This is a genomic window from Nocardia sp. Tas62D01, assembly GCF_055232035.1.
Window position 1 is genome coordinate 3503489 of the sequence record NZ_JBUYUZ010000001.1, and the last position, 18028, is coordinate 3521516.

An 18028-nucleotide genomic window follows, 5' to 3' on the forward strand; every position below is an offset into this window, starting at 1 on the left:
GTTCGCGGATGACAACCCGAACATCACTTCAGGAAGCCGATCTTGGTGTAGTCGTAGGATGCCAGCCCGGTGGCGCCGTAGTTCGCGAGGCTGGCGCGGACGGCGACATTGCCAGGCGACTGCATCAGCGGCAGCGAGTGTCCCTCTTCGAACACCTTGCGATCGACCTGGTTGGCCAGCTCGATTGCCTTCTTCGGGTCGAGCTCCGAGATCGTCTGCTCGATCAGGTCGTTGAGTTCCGGCGAACCGACGCGGCCGTAGTTGCCCTGCAGATCGTTCGGGTTGTAGCCGTAGATCTGGACCAGGCCGCTCAGCGGGAACGGATCGCCCAGCCACGTCCACTGCGCGACGTCGAAATTGCCCGGCATGATCACATCGGTGAAAAAGCCGGTGCCCGGCTTGGTCTCGATGGTCATCTTGACGCCGATCTGGGCGAGGTTCTGCTGGATGATCTGCGCCATCTGCACCCAGACGTCCTGGTTGTACATCACGTCGCGGATTTCCAGCTTGCGGCCGTCCTTTTCGCGGACGTCACCATTGAGCTTCCAGCCGAGTGCATCCAGTTCCCTGGCGGCCGCGGCGGGATCGAAACCGAGGCTGTTGTCCCGGTATCCGTCCTGACCCTGCAGGTAGACGTGGTTGTTGAGCGGCTTCGGATTCTCGACGAGACCGTTCTGGATGGCGGTCGCGATACCCTGCCGGTCGATCGCCTTCGAGATCGCCACACGCAGACCCGGGTCGGCGAGAATCGAGCCGGGCGCACCGTTGAAGGTGAAGTGCGACCAACTATTACCCGGTGCGCGCCGGATCGCGATACCGGGTGTGTTCGTCGCCGTCTTCAATTCATCCCTGCTGGCCAGGCCCACCGCGTCGATCTCGTTGTTCTGCAAGGCGGGCAGCATCGCGGAATTGTCCAGCACGCTGAAGGTGATGGTGTCGAGTTTCGGCTTGGCGCCCCACCACTTGGGATTCTGGCCGAGCACCACCCGGCCCTGGGCCCGGTCCACGGACTGGACCACGAATGGTCCCGCGGTGAGTGTGATGCCGTCGAGTTCGCTCTTGTTGAAGGTTTCGGGTGTCGCGGTCACCGACTTGGGGACCAGGAAGCTGTTGCCCGCGAATTGTCCACGCCAGTCGGCGTAGTGCTTCTTGAACGTAATGACGGCCTGCCGGTCGTTGACGCCGCGTTCGACTTTCTCCACCCGGTCGAAGCCACTGTTGTTGGCGATCAGGAAGGCTTTGTCGGCCCCGCTGAGCGCATTGGCCTGGGACTTGATGTCCTCCCAGGTGATCGGGCTGCCGTCGGACCAGACGGCCTTCGGGTTGATCGTGTAGGTGACCTGCTGCGGTTCGGCGGCGGTCAGCGCGACATCGGTGAAGTAATCGGTATTGACCGAGAGTTCGCCTGCCGCATTGGTGGTGAACGCTCGCGGCATGATCGGCCGTTCGATACCGCCGGTGTCGCCGTCGTTTCCGTCGTTGTGCAGAGAGTTCCAGTTCTGCGGAAGCGAACTGATTGCGAGGCGCAGATTGCCGCCGTCACGCAGTTGACTGACATCCATCGGATTGATGTCGTTGGTCGTACCGAGCGCGGCGGTGGCGCCGTGTGGCGCAGCGTCCTCGTTCGAGCCGCATCCTGCCACAATCAATCCGACCACGACCAATGGAATGGCCAGTCGAGTTGTCAGTGAACGAATCCGCATGGTCCGCTCCTTTCCGCAGGGATGCTGCGCAGTTACTTCAGGAAGCCGATTTTGGTGTAGTCATAGGACGCAAGTCCCGGTGAGCCGATATTGGCGAGATTCGCGCGCACACCGAAGCTACCGTCGGATTGGGTGAGCGGCAGAGAATGGCCCTCCTCGAACACCTTGCGATCCACCTCGTTGGCCAGCTCGATCGCCTTCTTCGGATCCAGTTCCGAGAGCGTGCGATCGATCAGGTCGTTGAGTTCCGGTGAGCCGATGCGGCCGTAGTTGCCCTGCAGATCGTTCGGGTCGTAGCGGTAGATCTGTCGAATGCTGCCGAGCGGGAACGCGTCACCCTGGAAGATGAATTGCGCGGCGTCGAAGTCACCGGGCTGGATGACATCGGTGAAATACCCCGCGCCCGGCTTGGTATCGATGGTCAGCTCGACGCCGATCTGGGCGAGATTCTGCTGGATGATCTGGGCGATCTGCACCCACAGCGGGTCGTTGTACATAACGTCGCGGATGACCAGCTTGCGTCCGTCCTTCTCCCGCACGTCGCCGTTGCGTTTCCAGCCGAGTGCGTCGAGTTCGCGCGCCGCCGCGGTGGGGTCGTAACCGAGGCTGTTGTCGCGGTAGCCTTCCTGACCCTGCAGGAAAACGTGACTGTTCAACGGCTTCGGATTCTCGACCAGGCCGTTCTGGGTCGCGGTTGCAATGCCTTGCCGGTCGATGGCCTTCGAAATAGCGACGCGCAGGTGTGGATCGGCCAGGATGGAACCCGGTGCGCCGTTGAAAGTGATGTGCCGCCAAAGGTTACCCGGTGCGCGCCGCAAGGCCAGTCCCTGGGTGTTGCGCACCGTCTTGACCTCGTCGATCGTGTTGAGCCGGACCAGGTCGAGTTCGTTGTTTTGCAATGCCCCAACCCAGGCCGGATGGTCGAGCACGCTGTAGATGATGGTGTCGAGCTTCGGGGTGTCGCCCCACCATTTCGGATTGCGGCCCAGCACGATTCGGCCCTGCGAACGGTCGGTGGACGCGACGATGAACGGCCCCGCGCTCGGACCCATGGCGTCGACCAGGCTGTGGTTGAACGAATCCGGATCGGCGGTCACGGATTTCGGATACAGCGCCGAGTTGCCCGCGAACTGGCCACGCCACTCCGCATAGGGATGCTTGAAGGTGAGGATTGCCTGCCGGTCGTCGACGCCGCGCTCCACCTTGTCCACGAATTCGAAGCCATTGGTGATCGCGATCAGGAAGCGCTTGTCGGCGCCGCTGAGCGCGTTGGCCTCGGATCGGAGATCCTCCCAGGTGATGGGGTTGCCGTCGGACCAGACGGCCTTCGGGTTGATGGTGTAGGTGACCTGCTGCGGATTGGTATTGGTCAGCGCGATATCGGTGAAATAGTCCTTGTTGCGCGAAAGCTGGCCCGACGCATCGGTATCGAAGGAACGCGGCATCATCGGTCGTTCGATGTCGGCGATCTCGGCGTCGTTGCCGTCGTTGGACAGGGTGTTCCAGTTCGCCGGGAATGTGGTCGTCGCCAGGCGCAGGTTGCCGCCCTCGCGCAGCCGGTCGGCGCTCTTCGGGTTGATATCGCTGGTCGTGCCGAGCGCGTCCGACAATCCCGTTGCCGACTCGGTGTCGTTGGAGCCGCAGCCGGTCGCGATCAGCCCGATCGCGACTACCGGAGCGGCCCACCGCATTGCGGTCATTCGGGGTGAGCCCAGCCGGGCTCGGCTCGATCGGACCCGCATTGCGCTCTCCCTTGCTCCCCGGCTGACGACTGCTACCGGCTGACGACCGGAACCGGCACCGCGTCGATCAGCGCCCTGGTGTACTCATTGCGCGGATCGGCGAAAATCTGTTCGGCAGGACCGGATTCGACGATCTTGCCGCGATACATCACCGCTATGTCGTGGGCCAGGTTGCGCACCACCGACAGGTCGTGCGAGACGAACAGATAGGACAGGCCGCGCTCGATCTGCAGGTCGCGCAGCAGGTTGAGCACACCGGCCTGGATCGACACGTCCAGCGAGGACACCGGTTCGTCGAGTACGAGCAGTTCCGGGTCCAGCGCCAGGGCGCGGGCGATGCTGATGCGTTGCTTCTGCCCGCCGGAGAAATCGGCGGGGTAGCGATCGGAGTGTTCCGGGCGCAGGCCGACCTGTTCGAGCAGTGCCGGTACCCGGCGGTCGATTTCGGCGCGCGGGCGGCCGTCGATGCGTAGCGGCTCGGCCAGCGCGTCGAAGATCGGCAGCCGCGGGTCCAGCGACGCGGTGGGATCCTGGAAGACGATCTGCATCTTCCTGCGGATCTCGCGCTTGCGCACCTTGGTCAGGGTGGCGACCTCACTGCCCAGGATTTCGATGCTGCCGGATTCGGGCGTGACCAGGTCGAGAATCTGGGTGAGCGTGGTCGATTTCCCGGAACCGGACTCGCCGACCAGCGCCAGCGTGCGCCCCGCGCGGACCTCGAAGCTGATGCCGTCGACCGCGCGCACCTCGCCCTTGCGGCGGCGGAACACCACACCCGAGGTGATCGGGAAGGTCTTCACCAGCTCCGAAACCTTCAGCACCACCCGGTCTTCGGTGGCAGCCTCGGCTTCCGGTTCCGAAATCTCGTGCCGGTAGGCCTCGAACAGTTCGGTCGGACCTAGTTCCGCGGTGCGGATGCAGGCGGCGGAGTGGCCGGGATTGGTCTTCTCCAACGGCGGTTCGGCCGCCCGGCAGTCGTCGATCGCGATCGGGCAGCGCGGCGCGAACGAGCAGCCCGGCGGCAGCGAGTGCATGGCGGGCGGTGCGCCGACGATCGGGATGAGCGGGGTCCTGGCGGGGGCGTCGATGCGCGGGATGGAGCCGAGCAGACCCACCGTGTAAGGTATCCGCGGCGCGTTGAAAAGCTCGGTGGTGGTGGCGGTTTCGACGATCTTGCCCGCGTACATCACCGCGACCCGGTCGGCGAGGGTGGCGGCGATACCCATGTCGTGGGTGATCATGATGACGCCCGCACCGGTGATGTCGCGCGCCTTGCGCAACAGGTTCAGGATCTGTTTCTGCACCGTCACATCGAGCGCGGTGGTCGGCTCGTCGCAGATGATCAGCGCCGGATCGTTGGCGATGGCCATCGCGATGACCACGCGCTGGCGCATACCGCCGGAGAACTCGTGCGGAAACATCTTGGCGCGCACCGCTGGATCCGCGATGCCCACCAGATCCAGCAGCTCCACCGCCTTGTCGGCGGCTTCCTTCTTGCCCACGTTGCCGTGCGCGAGCAGCGCCTCGGCGACCTGCTCGCCGACCCGATACACCGGGGTCAGCGCCGAGAGCGGGTCCTGGAACACCATGCTGATGGAACTGCCACGCAGCTTGGACATTTGGCGATCACCGAGGCCGAGCAGCTCGCGCCCGCGCAACCGGATGGATCCGTTGATGCGGGCTTGCTCCGGCAGCAGCCCGATGACCGCCAGCGCCGACACCGACTTGCCCGAACCGGATTCGCCGACGATGGCGAGCACCTCACCGTCGGACACGGTGTAGTTCACCCCGCGCACCGCGTCGATGCGACCCTCCTCGCTGGGGAAGGACACCCGCAGATCGGTGACCTCGAGCAGTGGCGCGGTCGAATTTGCTCCCGTCATGCCTTTGCTTTCTTCCGCGAACGGGCCCGCTTGGCGCCCGGATCGAAGGCGTCGCGCCATCCGTCACCGACCAGGTTCGCGCTCAGCACCGTGATGATCAACAGGCCACCGGCGAACAGGAACAGCCAGGGGTAGGTCAGCGCCGACTTGGTGCCTGCCGCGATCAGCGAGCCGAGCGACACATCGGGCGGCTGCACACCGAAACCGAGGAAGCTCAGACCGGTTTCGGCCATGATCGCGGCGCCGACGCTCAGCGTGGTGTCGATGATCAGGATCGAGGCGATATTCGGAATGATGTGGCTGAGGATCACGGTGCGCGTCGGTGCTCCCATATACCGTGCGGCCTTGACGAATTCGCGATCGCGCAGGCTCAGCGTCAGCCCGCGCACGATGCGCGCGCTGATCATCCAGCCGAACGCGGCGAGCAGCACGATCAGCAGCACGATGGATCCGCTGCCCTTCGTGCGCGGCGCGAACAGCGCGATGATGATGAAGCTCGGCACCACAAGCAGCAGGTCGACGAACCACATGATCGCCCGGTCGGTCCAGCCGCCGAGTAGTCCGGCCACCGAGCCCGCGGTGGCGGCGATGGCGGTGGAGAACAGCGCGACGCAGACGCCGATGACGAGCGATTTCTGCAGGCCGCGCAGCGTTTGCGCGAGCACGTCCTGGCCGATCTGGGTGGTGCCGAACGGGTGCTTGGGGCTCGGCGGTTTCAGCAGCGCGGTGTAATCCAGCTGCTGATAGTCGTAGGTGAGCAGCGGCGGCAACGCGAAACTGGCGACGAACAACACGATCAGCACCACCGCGCCGCCGATCGCGGGCTTATTGCGCAGGAAGCGCCGCCAGACGAGTTTGCGCCGGCCCGAGCCGGTGATCTCCGGCGCACCCTGGACGATGATCTCGGCTTCGGTCATCCCACACGCACCCTGGGGTCGAGAATCGCGTACACGATGTCGGAGAGCAGGCCCGACACCAGCACCACCAGTCCGGCGAAGGCCGTCACCGTCACCACGACATATAGGTCCTGGGCGTTGATCGAGTCGACCAGCCACTCACCGACGCCGTGCCAGCCGAAGATCTTCTCGGTGAACGTCGCGCCCGTGATGAGGCCGCCGAGACTGTAGGCGAACAGCGTGGCCATCGGGATCAGTGCGGTGCGTAGGCCGTGCTTGTACAGCGCCTTGCTGCGGCTGAGGCCCTTGGCGCGGGCGGTGCGGATGAAGTCGCTCTGCAGCACGTCGAGCATGGCGTTGCGCTGATAGCGGCTGTATCCGGCCATGCCGCCGAGCGCGAGGCCCGCCGTCGGCAGCACCAGATGTTGGAGGCGGTCGAGCAGTTGTGGCCAGAAGCCGTTGACCGTGTTGGCCGAGGTTTCCCCGGTATAGAGGAATATCTGCGAACCGGTCAGCGAATTGACTTCCAGCGCGCCATATTTCAATAGGGTGGCGAGCAGGAACACCGGCGTGCTGAGGACCAGCAGCGAGATGACGGTGGTGAAGTAATCACTGAATTTGTATTGTCGGATCGCCCCGGCCGCACCGATCAGCACGCCGAGCACGGTGCCGACCAGTGAACCGACGATCAGCAGTCGCAAACTCACCGCCACCCGGCGAGGCAGTTCCTCGCTGACCGGCTGCCCCGCCAGCGTGGTGCCGAAGTCGCCGTGCGAGATGCCCTTCAACCAGGTCACATACCGCTGCGGGATCGGATCGTTGAGATGCAGCTGCTCGGCTTTGGCATCGATCACCGCCTGCGGTGGTCGGGGATTGCGCTGTTCGAGACTGTCCAACGGCCGAAACGTCAGCGATGCCAGGCTGAACGTCAGGAACGAGGCCAGCAGCAACAGCACGACATAATTCAGCGCGCGTCGTAGCAGGAAGCCGGTCATCAGTCCTCTGGTCTTACGGCTGGACAGGGCCAGCGTCGAGTATTAGCCCTGATCATAAGGACGTGTGTGCGGACGTGCGTACCACGCGGCGGGCACGGCATGTCCTCTATTCTGTCGGTACAGGTGCGTCCGGGCTGCTCGACGCTAGTAGGACACGTGAATTACCCGCAGTATCCAGGTGGTTACGATCCCTATCCCGCCCCGCCGCCGCCCAATGGCGCCACCGCGATCATCGCCGGAGTCCTTACGGTAGTCGGTGAAACGCATCGCGATCGTCCCGAGACCGTTTTCGGGCAGGATGGCGTAGGTGACTTGCCTGCGCCTGCCCAAACCGAAGATGGTTGCCACCGATGTCGATGGCACCCTCATCGATCACGACGAGCGGGTCACCGCGCGGACCAAGGCCGCCGTCGATGCCTTGGTCGCCGACGGCGTGCCGTTCGTGCTGGCCACTGGACGGCCACCGCGCTGGATCGATCCGGTGGTCGACGGCCTCGGCTATGCGCCGCTGTGCGTGTGCGGCAACGGGGCGGTGATCTACGACAGCGCGACCGACCGGGTGCTGGCCAGCAGGACATTGGACGTGGACACCCTCGGCTGGATCGCCGATCTGGCCGAACGCGCACTGCCCGGCTGCGGTCTCGCCGCCGAACGGGTCGGCGAGCGTGCGCACGACGCGGTGACGCCGCAGTTCGTGAGTTCCCCCGAATACGAGCACGCCTGGCTGAATCCGGACGACACCGCCGTCGCCCGCAGCGAGGTGATCGACGCGCCCGCGATCAAAATGCTGGTCCGACTACGCGGCACCGCAAGCGGGGACATGCGCGCGGTGCTGGCGCCGCTGATCGGCGACCGCGCCGACATCACCTATTCGACCGACCACGGCCTGATCGAGCTGTCCGCCCCGGGCGTCACCAAGGCGTCAGGTCTGGCCTCGGTGGCGCAGCGGCTCGGCGTCGAGAACTCGACGATCATCGCCTTCGGCGATATGCCCAACGACGTTCCGATGCTGGCCATGGTCGGTCACGGAGTCGCGATGGCGAACGCACACGCGGAAGCGATCGCCGCCGCGAACGAGGTCACCGCGGCGAACTCCGAAGATGGTGTTGCGCAGGTATTGGAACGCTGGTGGGTGTGAGTCGGATTCGGTTGCTCCCGAAACCGCTTCGGGGTGCCAAACCCGTGATGTCGACCGATCCTCTGCCGGTTGTGAGTCGGATTCGGTTGTAGCCGAGGTCGACTCGGCGGTGCCACTCCGATCGAAATCCACAACGATTGCGCCCCTGCCGACTACAGGGCAGGGGCGCACTTCGTTTTCCGCCGAGGGCAATCTCAGGCTGCGGGTGCAGCGGCGGGGTCGTGCTCCTCCGGTGCTGGAACAGCTTCGGGTGCGGCGGGGTCTTGCTCCGGTGCTGGAACAGCTTCGGGTGCGGCGGGTTCGGGTGCTGGAGCAGGCTCTGGTGCCGGGGCGGGTGCCTGAGCAGCACCGGGCGCAGGTGCATCGCTCGGCGCTACCGCGGCGCCGGGTGCCGGGGCCCCGCCGGGAACCGCTGCGGCTCCGGGTGCGGGGGCAGCGCCGTGGGCTGGAGCCGGGCCCGGGGCGGCGACCTGACCGTTGGGGCTGTGCCCCATTCGCTGCTGGTAGGTCTCGTTGTAGGTCTTCCAGACGGTGGTGACGATGCCGGTCAACTGGTTGAGGACCAGCGAGCCGTGCTGGAAGTCCGAGCGCACTCCGTCGGGCACCGGGTAGGCGTTGCTCAGCGGCAGGCCGAGGACGCCCGCGTCGGCGCCGAGTTGCAGGAAGCGGTCGAGGATCGGCCCGAGCACCTCGTACACCTGACCATCCGGCGCGGAGTACACGTAGCCGTTGGCGAACTTGGCGTACTGCTGGCCCTGCGCGGCGGGCAGTAGGTCGGATTGCGCGACGCCGAGTGGTCCATTCGAACTACCCGTATCGGACCAGTACTTGGCGATGCCGCTCTGGTTCACCAGCCCGAGCAGCTTGGTCGTCAGCGCTGCCAAGGCCGCCAGGTCGGTCTGCACACGCGGACCGGACTGCTGTTGGTCACCGGCTTGCGGCGCGGTGCCCAACCGTCCGCCGCTACTCGCGGCGATATCGCGAATGCGATCCATCAGTGCGTACGCGGCGTCGCCGGGGCAGGCGGTGTTGCCGACATCGCGGTGCGCGAACACCACCGGCAGTCGGACGCTCGCACCCTTCGCGTAGGGGGTGTACGAGGTGCCCTCGGAGTACATCGTGGTGTACCCCTTCGGGTCCAGACCCGCGACCTTGGTCCGCCAGCCGACGAACTTGCCGACGGCGGCCAGCGCCTCGTCGGTCGGCGGCTGGGATTCGTGATTACCCATCAGCGCTACGCCGGAGGTGTTCTCGTTGAACCCGCCCGCGTGCGCGCCCTGTACCGGGCGGTCCAGGCCGCCGAAGCGACCCTCGAAGATCTGGCCGTACTTGTCGACCAATGCGTTGTAGCCGATGTCGCACCAGCCCAACGTCTTTGCGTGATAGGTGTAGATCGCACGGACTATGCCTGCGGACTCGGACTTGCTGTAATCGTTGCGTCCCGCGGTGTGATGCACGGTGACGCCGCCGAGTCCGTCGTCGTAGGTGGGTTCCTCGCACCGGATGGATTCGTCGGCGCCCCACTGGGCGCGGCTGATCACGTTCGGACCGTCGCCGGGCAGTGCGGCGGCGACATCGGACAGTGCGCCGTCGATGGCGCTGCGGCCAGGATCGATGAGCACGGCGGTCAACGCCGACGCGTTCATCTGGGCCGGATCGTCGGAGCGGGCGGCGGCCGGGATGGGTTGCACGGGGGCACTGCCCGCGTGATCCGGCGCGGTCGCCGCAGTGGGCTTGCGGGTGACAAGGATCTGCACCGACTTCGTGTTGCCGACATAGATCGGTTCGGTGCCGGTGGTCCGCGGGTTCGCGGCGCGGTCGTCGCGGCGGGTGTCGACCGCTTCGGTGTCGTACCAGGGTCCCCACGTGCCGTCGGGTTGACGGGCCCGGACCATCGCCTTGGTATCCACCAGATCGCTCGCGGTGAGCGCTACGACGCTGAACGATGTGTCGCGGCTGAGTTCCTTGACCTGGGCCCCGACCTGGTTGGTCAGCGCGGGCGGCACGGCGCCGGGCGCCAATGCCGGTGTCTGCGGGGTGGTTCCGGGTTCCAGCTGGCTGGGATCGGCGATGAAGCTCGCGGTCGGCGCCCGGCTGGGCAGCGACTGCCCGGGACCGGTCTTACCCGGCAGCGGCATGCCATCGGGAATCGGTAGCGACGACGGCGACGGCAGCATGCGCAGATCGGACAGGTGCAGATCCGGCAGGTTGAGGCCGGTGAGCTCCTTCAGTGGGAGCGTGATGTCGGGTGCGGAGGCCAGGGCCATTTCCGCGAGTTGTGCGGGTACGGCAGCCAGCTCGCTATCAGTGGTCGAGCGGAAATCGATCGAGTCGCTCAGCGTGAACGTGGCGAGCGGGGCCGCTACCGCGAGCGTCGTGACAACCGGGAGTACGTAGGAACGTTTCGGTTTGCGGTACGGCACGTGCATCTCCATTCAGTCGAACTGGTGATCATGTGCAAAGAGTCAGGCTTGCTTCCTGATGCATCAACGACCACACTAGTTCACAACTGTCACATATTCTAAACCTCTGGTAGAGGAATAGAGTGATTGCTCGAATGTAGCTCTCGGATTGTGTGCGGATGTAACGACATGCCGACAGGTATCGACCCGATCCGGTCCTGGAAAACCGTGGGAGTGAACAATGCGACGCAGGCGGCACCGGAATGAAATAGCGCAGGGGGAACGACAATTGCAGGCGAAAAGCCGACCGCGCAAACCCCGCCTGCGCAGCGGGTATCGCGGTCGGATGGGGCGCTCCGCGATTTCGGTCCGCCCGGTGCTGGTCACCGGGGGCGCGCTGCTGCTCGCGGGCGGCGTCCTCGCTTTCGGGGGCCGGCCGGGGGAGACGGTGTATCGGCCGACGGCCGGGCCGGGACACGGTCGCGGGATGAGCCAGGTCGGCGCGTTCGACAGTGCGCGCGACGGGTGGGTGGCCGAGCGCATTCTCGACCACTATTACCCGGGTGCGACGCTGGGCCGGATTCCGCCGGCCACCGTGACGGTGCGGCTCACCGCGCAGGACGACTCCACCCTCGACACCTACGCCGACGCCGGGGGGCAGGTCGCGGGTCGAATGCTTTCGCCTGGTCAGGTCGCCCACCTCACCCCGCTGCCCGACGGTGGCGCGAACGTGGTCGTCACCGTCGGCTGTGACGGCGAGGTGCTGTGGCAGTCGGCGACCGACGACCCGTGGGTCTACCCTGTCGACCCCGGACCCGGCCGGCCCGCCGCCGAACACTTGACCCTGTGCGGTGGTTCGGCGTACCGGGGCGCGCTCGGTGTGGCGACCGAGAACGGGGCGGCCCGCACCGTCAACCGCGTCGACGTGGAGGATTATCTGCTCGGCGTCGTCCCGGCCGAGGTGCAGGCCAACTGGGCGGACAAGGGTGCGACGGAAGCCCTTCGCGCCCAAGCGATCGCGGCGCGCTCGTATGCGCTCGCCGAGCACCGTTATCCATACACGCAGACCTGCGACACCGCCGACTGCCAGGTGTATCCCGGTACCGCCAAGGAAGATCCACGCGCCGCCGCCGCTGTCATGGCCACTGCGGGCACTGTGCTGCTTCGTGATGGCCGGATCCTGCGTTCGGAGTATTCCGCCGCGCCCGATGGCGACGAGCCCGCCGATATCTACACCTTCGCGGTCGGTCCGGCGCCGAGCGATTTGGGGCCGGTACCTAACGAATTGGGTTCCGCACCAAGCGAACTCGGCGTCGGCGATCCGGCGCCGGGTGCCGGGCCGCCGTCGACTGGTGCACCCGATCGCACCAGGACCATGGTCGGCGAATCACCGATCGACGTCGAATATCGGCGGCTCGGCGGCGCGAACAGCTCGGTCGGCCAGCCGATGGGGCCGGAGATGGCGCTGCCGCAACACGCTGGGACCTATCGCCTGTTCACCAACGGTGTCATCATCTCGACGCCCACCCTCGGAGCCCAGGTCGTCGACTTCAGCAGGCTGATGGAGCTGGTGCCGGAGACGACCAGCCATGAGTCCACGCCCGGCAGCACCCCGCCGCCGGCTGGCGCCGTCTCGACCACGGGCACCGTCGCACCGAATACGACATCGACTCCCACCCCGCGACCGACCCCCGGCGCGGCAATCGCGTCCGGCGGGCTCAACCCGGGGTCGTCTCTGATCGATCGGGAGGCGTTGCCTGAGGGTTGCTGCTAGCGGGCCCGAATGTCGACGCCGCTGCAGCGTGTCGTGCGGTGTCAGATCCCCATATCGGCGCGTTCTTCCCGCTGCTGTTCCTGGCCGCCTACCGCCTGCCCGGCGGCGTTGCCGGTGTACTCGGCGCGGTCGCGCCGATGTTCGCGCTGGCCTTCGCTACCGTGGTGCTCGCCGAGAAGCCGAACGGGCGCAAGGTGATCGCGGGCCTCGTCGGCGTCTTCGGGGTGGCGCTGGTGGTACTGCGCGCCAATGCGCAGCTCGATACCGTCGGCGTCATCGCCGGACTTCTCGGCGCCGGGACCATGGCCGCGGGCACCGTGCTCACTCAGCGTTGGGGCCGCCCCGAAGGTGTCGGTCCGCTCGCCATCACCGGATGGCAGCTCACCGCGGGCGGCCTGTTCATCGCGCTGTTGGCCTTCCTGATCGAGGGTGCTCCGCCCGCGTTCGACGGCCGCGCCATCGGTGGCTACCTCTGCTAGAAACTGTCGTAGAAAAGTGTTGACCTTGACGTTGCGTCAACTTGCAAACTGGTAACACCGACGAGAAAGAAGGGAGAACAGATCATGACAGCGACAACCCGCAACGGCGAATGGTCCATCCAGGATCTGGCCAAGGCGGCAGGCACTACCAGCCGAACACTGCGCTACTACGGGCAGCTAGGACTGCTGCCGCCCAGCCGGATGGGCGCCAACGGGTACCGCTATTACGACCAGAACTCCCTGGTGCGGCTGCAACGCATCCTGTTGCTGCGAGAACTCGGCCTCGGCCTCCCGGTCATCGCCGAAGTTCTTGCCGGAGAACAGGACCCCGCCGCCGCGCTGCGCACCCACCTGGAACTGCTTCGGCAGGAACAGGATCGGATCCGGCGCCAGATCGAATCGGTGACCACCACGCTGCACAAGACGGAACGAGGTGAACAACTCATGGCAGCAGAAGTTTTCGACGGGTTCGACCACACTCAGTACAAGGATGAGGTGATCGAACGCTGGGGCAAGGACGCCTACGAAAGCGGTGACCGCTGGTGGCGTTCGATGAGCGACGCCGACAAGAAGGCGCACTTCCAGACGCACCTCGACGTCGCGGCCGATTACGGTCGAGCACATGCCGCCGGGCTTGCCCCGGACGACGACGAGGTCCAGGCCATCGTCCAGCGCCACCGGGAGTGGATCGGTCTGGGGTGGCAGGGCCGCCCCGTCACGGCCGAAGCTCTGATAGGCCTCGGCGAAATGTACGTCGCCGACCCGCGTTTTGCGAAGAACTACGACGTACACGGCAAGGGCACGGCCGAATTCGTGCGCGACGCGATGAAGGTCTACGCCGAGACCCGGCTCCAGTAACCGGAACAGGCTCGGTCGAAAACAGGCTCGGCGCCCGCGTGTCACGTGACACGCGGGCGCCTTCGTCCCGAACCCGATCACCGGCTACGGTCGAACACTGTGGATGCCTACGTGAATCCGGGAGTGGCCCCGTCGTCGGAACCGAGCGCGGCGATGGCGACGACGGCCGGGCTACTGGCCCTCCTCGCGGGAGCGAGCAACCTGATCGGCGCTGGCGTGCTGCTGAACGCATTCCGCGGCAACTCGGCCCAATACGACAGATCGCTCACCATCTTCGCGACCCTTGGCGCGCTGGTGCTGGCCTTCGCGTTGATCTACGGCGCGATCCAGCTGTTCCGCCGCGACGAAACGGGTCGCTACACCGTGATCGTCGCCGCGGGTTCGATGGTCGTCCTCGGTCTCATGGCCCTGGTCTGTGCGCTCACCGGCTACGAATCCAGCTACGGCATCCACTGGTTCACCGAGGGCGCGCGCACCGCCGACGCCACCAAGTCGACCTTCGGCCTGGTCGGCACCCTCACCGCCCTCGTCCACCAAGACTGGATCGACAGCCTGATAGCCACCGTGCTCCCGCTGGCCACCTTCGCCTCCGCCGCATCGCGCCACGCCGCCCGCTGGGCAACCACCCGCCCTCGCCGCCGAACCATCCTGCTGGACGCTCCCACCCATTAAACCGCGCGGCCGACGAGCCACAGCTGGCGGATCAAACGATGACAACAAACCGGACGGACGCTCAGCTCAAGTGCTCATGTAATCGCGACTGCGTTGCCGTTTCGGCAAACTTGCGGCGAAATTCGGATGGCCCCGGCGCGAAATCACCTGCCTGAACAGGACGTCTCGGCCCTCCGACGGCTTGGCACCGCACTCCACCCGGACACCGCGACGACTTCCGATACTCTGGGCTCCCGTGACCGTCGCATCGTCCCCGGGTAACTCCGCCAATTCCGCCTCACAGTTCGATCTGATCGTCGTCGGCTCCGGATTCTTCGGGCTGACCGTCGCCGAACGCGCCGCCAAATTGCTTGGCAAACGGGTACTGGTGATCGATCGCCGCTACCACCTCGGCGGCAACGCCTATTCAGAGCCGGAGCCGGAAACCGGAATCGAGGTGCACAAGTACGGGGCGCACCTGTTTCACACCTCGAACAAGCGGGTGTGGGATTACGTCACCCAGTTCACCGAGTTCACCGGCTACCAGCACCGGGTCTTCGCGATGCACAAGGGGCAGGCATACCAGTTCCCGATGGGGCTCGGTTTGATCTCCCAGTTCTTCGGCCGCTACTTCACGCCGGAGGAGGCGCGCACGCTGATCGCCGAGCAGGCCGCCGAGGTCGAGACCAAGGACGCGCAGAACCTCGAGGAGAAGGCGATCTCGCTGATCGGCCGCCCGCTCTACGAGGCGTTCGTGCGCGACTACACCGCCAAGCAGTGGCAGACCGACCCCAAGGAACTGCCCGCGGGCAACATCACCCGCCTGCCGGTGCGCTACACCTTCGATAACCGCTACTTCAACGACACCTACGAGGGGTTGCCCGCCCAGGGCTACACGAAGTGGCTGGAGAACATGGCCAGCTCCGACCTCATCGAGGTCCGGCTGAACACCGACTGGTTCGACGTGTGCGAGCAGATCCGCGCCGAGAACCCGGACGCGCCGGTCGTCTACACCGGCCCGGTGGACCGCTACTTCGACTACAGCGAGGGCGAACTCGGCTGGCGCACCATCGATTTCGAGACCGAAGTGCTGCCGACCGGCGACTACCAGGGCACCTCGGTGATGAACTACAACGACGCGGACGTGCCCTACACCCGCATCATCGAGCCGCGCCACTTCCACCCGGAGCGCGACGGCTACCCGAACGACAAGACCGTGATCATGCGCGAGTACTCCCGCTTCGCGCAGACCGGCGACGAGCCGTACTACCCGATCAATACGCCGGAGGACCGCGCCAAGCTCGCCGCCTACCGCGCGCTGGCCAAGAAGGAAACCGCAACGGAGAAGGTCCTTTTCGGCGGTCGCCTCGGCACGTACCAGTACCTTGACATGCACATGGCAATCGGAAGCGCGCTCAGCATGTTCGACAATGTGCTGCGGCCGCACTTGGAGTCGGGCGAGCCGCTCTCGGATGAAAGCAACGAATGACCTCCCAATCGATCCTGGAAGACATGACCACCGAAACCCGCGCGAAGTCGCTGCTGCAGCGCATCATCCTGCCCCGGCCGGGTGAGCCGCTGGACGTGCGCACCCTCTACGTCGAGGAGTCGCCGACCAACGCCCGGCGCGCGCACGCCACCACCCGCACCTCGCTGGCGGTGGGCGCGGAGTCGGAGGTGTCGTTCTGCACCTACTTCAACGCGCTGCCCGCGAGCTACTGGCGCCGCTGGAGCATCCTGCCCTCGGTGGTGCTGCGGCTGGAGTTGGCCGGCCACGGCCGCGTCGACGTGTACCGCTCGAAGGCGGACGGTTCGCGAATCCACGTGCAGGGCAAGGAGTTCGCAGTCGCGCCTGGCGCCGAATCCGAGCACGTCGAGTTCGAGACCGATCTCGGCCCGTTCGAGGACGGCGGCTGGATCTGGTTCGACATCACCACCGACACGGCGGTCACGCTGCTGGCCGGCGGTTGGTACGCCCCGATCGAGGCGCCCGGCGACGGCAGCCTCGCGATCGGCATGCCCACCTTCAACCGGCCCACCGATGCGGTGAAAACCCTTGGCGCCCTTGGCTCCGACCCGCTGGTGCTGGAGAAGATCAAGGCCGTCATCATCCCGGACCAGGGCAACCGCAAGGTGATCGACGAACCGGGCTTCGCCGAGGCCGCCGCCGTGCTCGGTGACCGGCTCGCCATCCACAACCAGCCCAACCTGGGCGGCTCCGGCGGCTACAGCCGGGTGATGTACGAGGCGCTCGATACCACCGACGCCCAGTACATCGTCTATATGGACGATGACATCGAGATCGAGCCCGACTCGATTTTGCGCGCGTTGGCCTTTGCCCGGTTCGCCAAGTCGCCCATGCTGGTCGGCGGGCAGATGCTCAACCTGCAGGAGCGCTCGCACCTGCACAGCATGGGTGAGGTCGTCGACCGCGGCATCTTCATGTGGACCTCCGCGCCGAATGTCGAATACGACCACGACTTCTCGAAGTACCCGCTCAAGGATCGGGACAACTCCAAGCTGCTGCACCGGCGCATAGACGTCGACTTCAACGGCTGGTGGACCTGTGTGATCCCGCGCCAGGTCGCCGAGGAGATCGGCCAGCCGCTGCCGCTGTTCCTAAAGTGGGACGACGTCGAATACGGTCTGCGCGCTCGCGATCACGGATACTCGACGGTGACGCTGCCTGGCGCGGCGGTGTGGCACATGGCGTGGAGCGACAAGGACGACGCCATCGACTGGCAGGCGTACTTCCATCTGCGCAACCGCTTGGTCGTCGCCTCGCTGCACATGCCGGGCAACGGCCGCGGCATGGTGGTGAACACGGTCAAGGCGACCCTGAAACACCTGCTCTGCCTGGAGTATTCGACGGTCGCCATCCAGAATCTGGCCATCCGCGACTTCCTCGCGGGTCCGGAGCGACTGTTCCAGCTGCTGCCGAGCGCGCTCGGCGCGGTGCACGAACTGCGCAAGCAGTACCCGGACGCGGTGATCCTGCCCTCGTCCACCGAGCTGCCGCTGGCCAGCCACATCGGCGTCGGCGCGGTCGGCGAACCGGCCAACCCGATCGCCAAGGTGGTCCGCCTCGCCAAGGGCGTCGTGCACAACTTCCGCCCGGCACACAGCGAGCACCACGAGCGTCCGCAGTTGAATGTGCCGACGCTGGACGCCCGTTGGTTCCTGCTCTCGCAAATCGACGGCGTCACTGTCACCACCGCCGACGGTCGCGGCGTCGTCTACCGCAAGCGCGATCCACGCCAAGCCCTCGGCCTGTTCAAGGAGGCCATGCGCCTGCGCAAAGAGCTGGCCGCCCGCTTCCCGGAGATGCAGCAGCGCTACCGCGCCGCCCACCCGCAGCTGACCAGCACCGCGGCCTGGGAGAAGGTCTTCGGCATCGGCAATGACGCGAAAGGTGAGCAGCAGTGAGTCTCGGAACCGGCGCCGCGGCGGATGACAGCACCGCTGTGAACCCGCCATTGCAGAGCGCGAACGGACACGGCGGCCCGG

General features: G+C 66.0%; 13 protein-coding genes. 7 read left to right on the forward strand and 6 right to left on the reverse strand.

The genetic code is table 11. From position 1 onward, the window contains the following. Positions 1-23: 23 nt before the first annotated feature. Genes ACV7NQ_RS17055 through ACV7NQ_RS17075 form a run of 5 tightly spaced genes read right to left on the reverse strand, consistent with a single transcriptional unit; the run spans position 24 to position 7219 of the window. A complete protein-coding gene (locus tag ACV7NQ_RS17055; RefSeq protein WP_463360575.1) occupies positions 24-1703 on the reverse strand; it encodes an ABC transporter family substrate-binding protein in 1680 nt (559 codons plus the stop codon). Positions 1704-1735: 32 nt separating this feature from the next. Then, positions 1736-3445, reverse strand: a complete 1710-nt coding sequence (locus tag ACV7NQ_RS17060; protein WP_463360576.1) for an ABC transporter family substrate-binding protein — start codon at positions 3443-3445, stop codon at positions 1736-1738. A gap of 32 nt (positions 3446-3477) precedes the next feature. Next, positions 3478-5328, reverse strand: a complete 1851-nt coding sequence (locus ACV7NQ_RS17065; RefSeq protein ID WP_463360577.1) for a dipeptide ABC transporter ATP-binding protein — start codon at positions 5326-5328, stop codon at positions 3478-3480. After that, positions 5325-6245 (reverse strand): ABC transporter permease, encoded by a 921-nt coding sequence (locus ACV7NQ_RS17070; protein ID WP_463360578.1) that lies wholly within the window; start codon positions 6243-6245, stop codon positions 5325-5327. Before ACV7NQ_RS17070 ends, ACV7NQ_RS17065 begins: the two co-directional genes overlap by 4 nt. After that, a complete protein-coding gene (locus tag ACV7NQ_RS17075; protein ID WP_463360579.1) occupies positions 6242-7219 on the reverse strand; it encodes an ABC transporter permease in 978 nt (325 codons plus the stop codon). The genes ACV7NQ_RS17070 and ACV7NQ_RS17075 overlap by 4 nt, the downstream gene beginning before the upstream one ends. A 337-nt stretch (positions 7220-7556) precedes the next feature. Here ACV7NQ_RS17075 and ACV7NQ_RS17080 point away from each other — a divergent pair, with 337 nt between their 5' ends. Then, on the forward strand, positions 7557-8357 hold the full coding sequence (locus ACV7NQ_RS17080; protein WP_463365701.1) for an HAD family hydrolase: 801 nt from the start codon (positions 7557-7559) through the stop codon (positions 8355-8357). A 194-nt stretch (positions 8358-8551) separates the two neighbouring features. Here the strand turns inward: ACV7NQ_RS17080 and ACV7NQ_RS17085 are convergent, their stop codons facing one another. Beyond that, positions 8552-10786 carry an N-acetylmuramoyl-L-alanine amidase gene (locus ACV7NQ_RS17085; RefSeq protein WP_463360580.1) on the reverse strand — a complete coding sequence of 745 codons (2235 nt, stop codon included), beginning with the start codon at positions 10784-10786 and terminating at the stop codon, positions 8552-8554. A 319-nt stretch (positions 10787-11105) separates the two neighbouring features. Between ACV7NQ_RS17085 and ACV7NQ_RS17090 the strand changes: the two genes are divergently transcribed. The 6 genes from ACV7NQ_RS17090 (at position 11106) to ACV7NQ_RS17115 (ending at position 17947) form a co-directional block, all read left to right on the forward strand. Next, positions 11106-12533 carry a SpoIID/LytB domain-containing protein gene (locus tag ACV7NQ_RS17090; protein WP_463360581.1) on the forward strand — a complete coding sequence of 476 codons (1428 nt, stop codon included), beginning with the start codon at positions 11106-11108 and terminating at the stop codon, positions 12531-12533. 38 nt (positions 12534-12571) lie between these two features. Beyond that, the gene (locus ACV7NQ_RS17095) at positions 12572-13012 is read left to right on the forward strand and encodes an EamA family transporter (protein WP_463360582.1); all 441 of its coding nucleotides are present in this window, start codon (positions 12572-12574) and stop codon (positions 13010-13012) included. Between the two features lie 84 nt (positions 13013-13096). Continuing rightward, on the forward strand, positions 13097-13870 hold the full coding sequence (locus ACV7NQ_RS17100; RefSeq protein WP_463360583.1) for a MerR family transcriptional regulator: 774 nt from the start codon (positions 13097-13099) through the stop codon (positions 13868-13870). Between the two features lie 99 nt (positions 13871-13969). Further along, the gene (locus ACV7NQ_RS17105; RefSeq protein WP_463360584.1) at positions 13970-14542 is read left to right on the forward strand and encodes a hypothetical protein; all 573 of its coding nucleotides are present in this window, start codon (positions 13970-13972) and stop codon (positions 14540-14542) included. Between the two features lie 235 nt (positions 14543-14777). Further along, positions 14778-16010, forward strand: coding sequence for a UDP-galactopyranose mutase (gene glf / locus ACV7NQ_RS17110; protein ID WP_463360585.1), 1233 nt, complete (start codon positions 14778-14780; stop codon positions 16008-16010). Beyond that, a complete protein-coding gene (locus tag ACV7NQ_RS17115; RefSeq protein WP_463360586.1) occupies positions 16007-17947 on the forward strand; it encodes a glycosyltransferase in 1941 nt (646 codons plus the stop codon). The genes glf and ACV7NQ_RS17115 overlap by 4 nt, the downstream gene beginning before the upstream one ends. The last annotated feature ends 81 nt before the right edge of the window (positions 17948-18028 follow it).

Bases quoted from the DNA above. Each gene is read 5' to 3' on its own strand.
- ACV7NQ_RS17060 (WP_463360576.1), bottom strand. From the start codon at position 3,445: ATGCGGGTCCGATCGAGCCGAGCCCGGCTGGGCTCACCCCGAATGACC.
- ACV7NQ_RS17090 (WP_463360581.1), top strand. From the start codon at position 11,106: ATGGGGCGCTCCGCGATTTCGGTCCGCCCGGTGCTGGTCACCGGGGGC.
- ACV7NQ_RS17080 (WP_463365701.1), top strand. From the start codon at position 7,557: ATGGTTGCCACCGATGTCGATGGCACCCTCATCGATCACGACGAGCGG.
- ACV7NQ_RS17070 (WP_463360578.1), bottom strand. From the start codon at position 6,245: ATGACCGAAGCCGAGATCATCGTCCAGGGTGCGCCGGAGATCACCGGC.
- ACV7NQ_RS17085 (WP_463360580.1), bottom strand. From the start codon at position 10,786: ATGCACGTGCCGTACCGCAAACCGAAACGTTCCTACGTACTCCCGGTT.
- ACV7NQ_RS17115 (WP_463360586.1), top strand. From the start codon at position 16,007: ATGACCTCCCAATCGATCCTGGAAGACATGACCACCGAAACCCGCGCG.
- ACV7NQ_RS17055 (WP_463360575.1), bottom strand. From the start codon at position 1,703: ATGCGGATTCGTTCACTGACAACTCGACTGGCCATTCCATTGGTCGTG.
- ACV7NQ_RS17075 (WP_463360579.1), bottom strand. From the start codon at position 7,219: ATGACCGGCTTCCTGCTACGACGCGCGCTGAATTATGTCGTGCTGTTG.
- ACV7NQ_RS17065 (WP_463360577.1), bottom strand. From the start codon at position 5,328: ATGACGGGAGCAAATTCGACCGCGCCACTGCTCGAGGTCACCGATCTG.
- ACV7NQ_RS17100 (WP_463360583.1), top strand. From the start codon at position 13,097: ATGACAGCGACAACCCGCAACGGCGAATGGTCCATCCAGGATCTGGCC.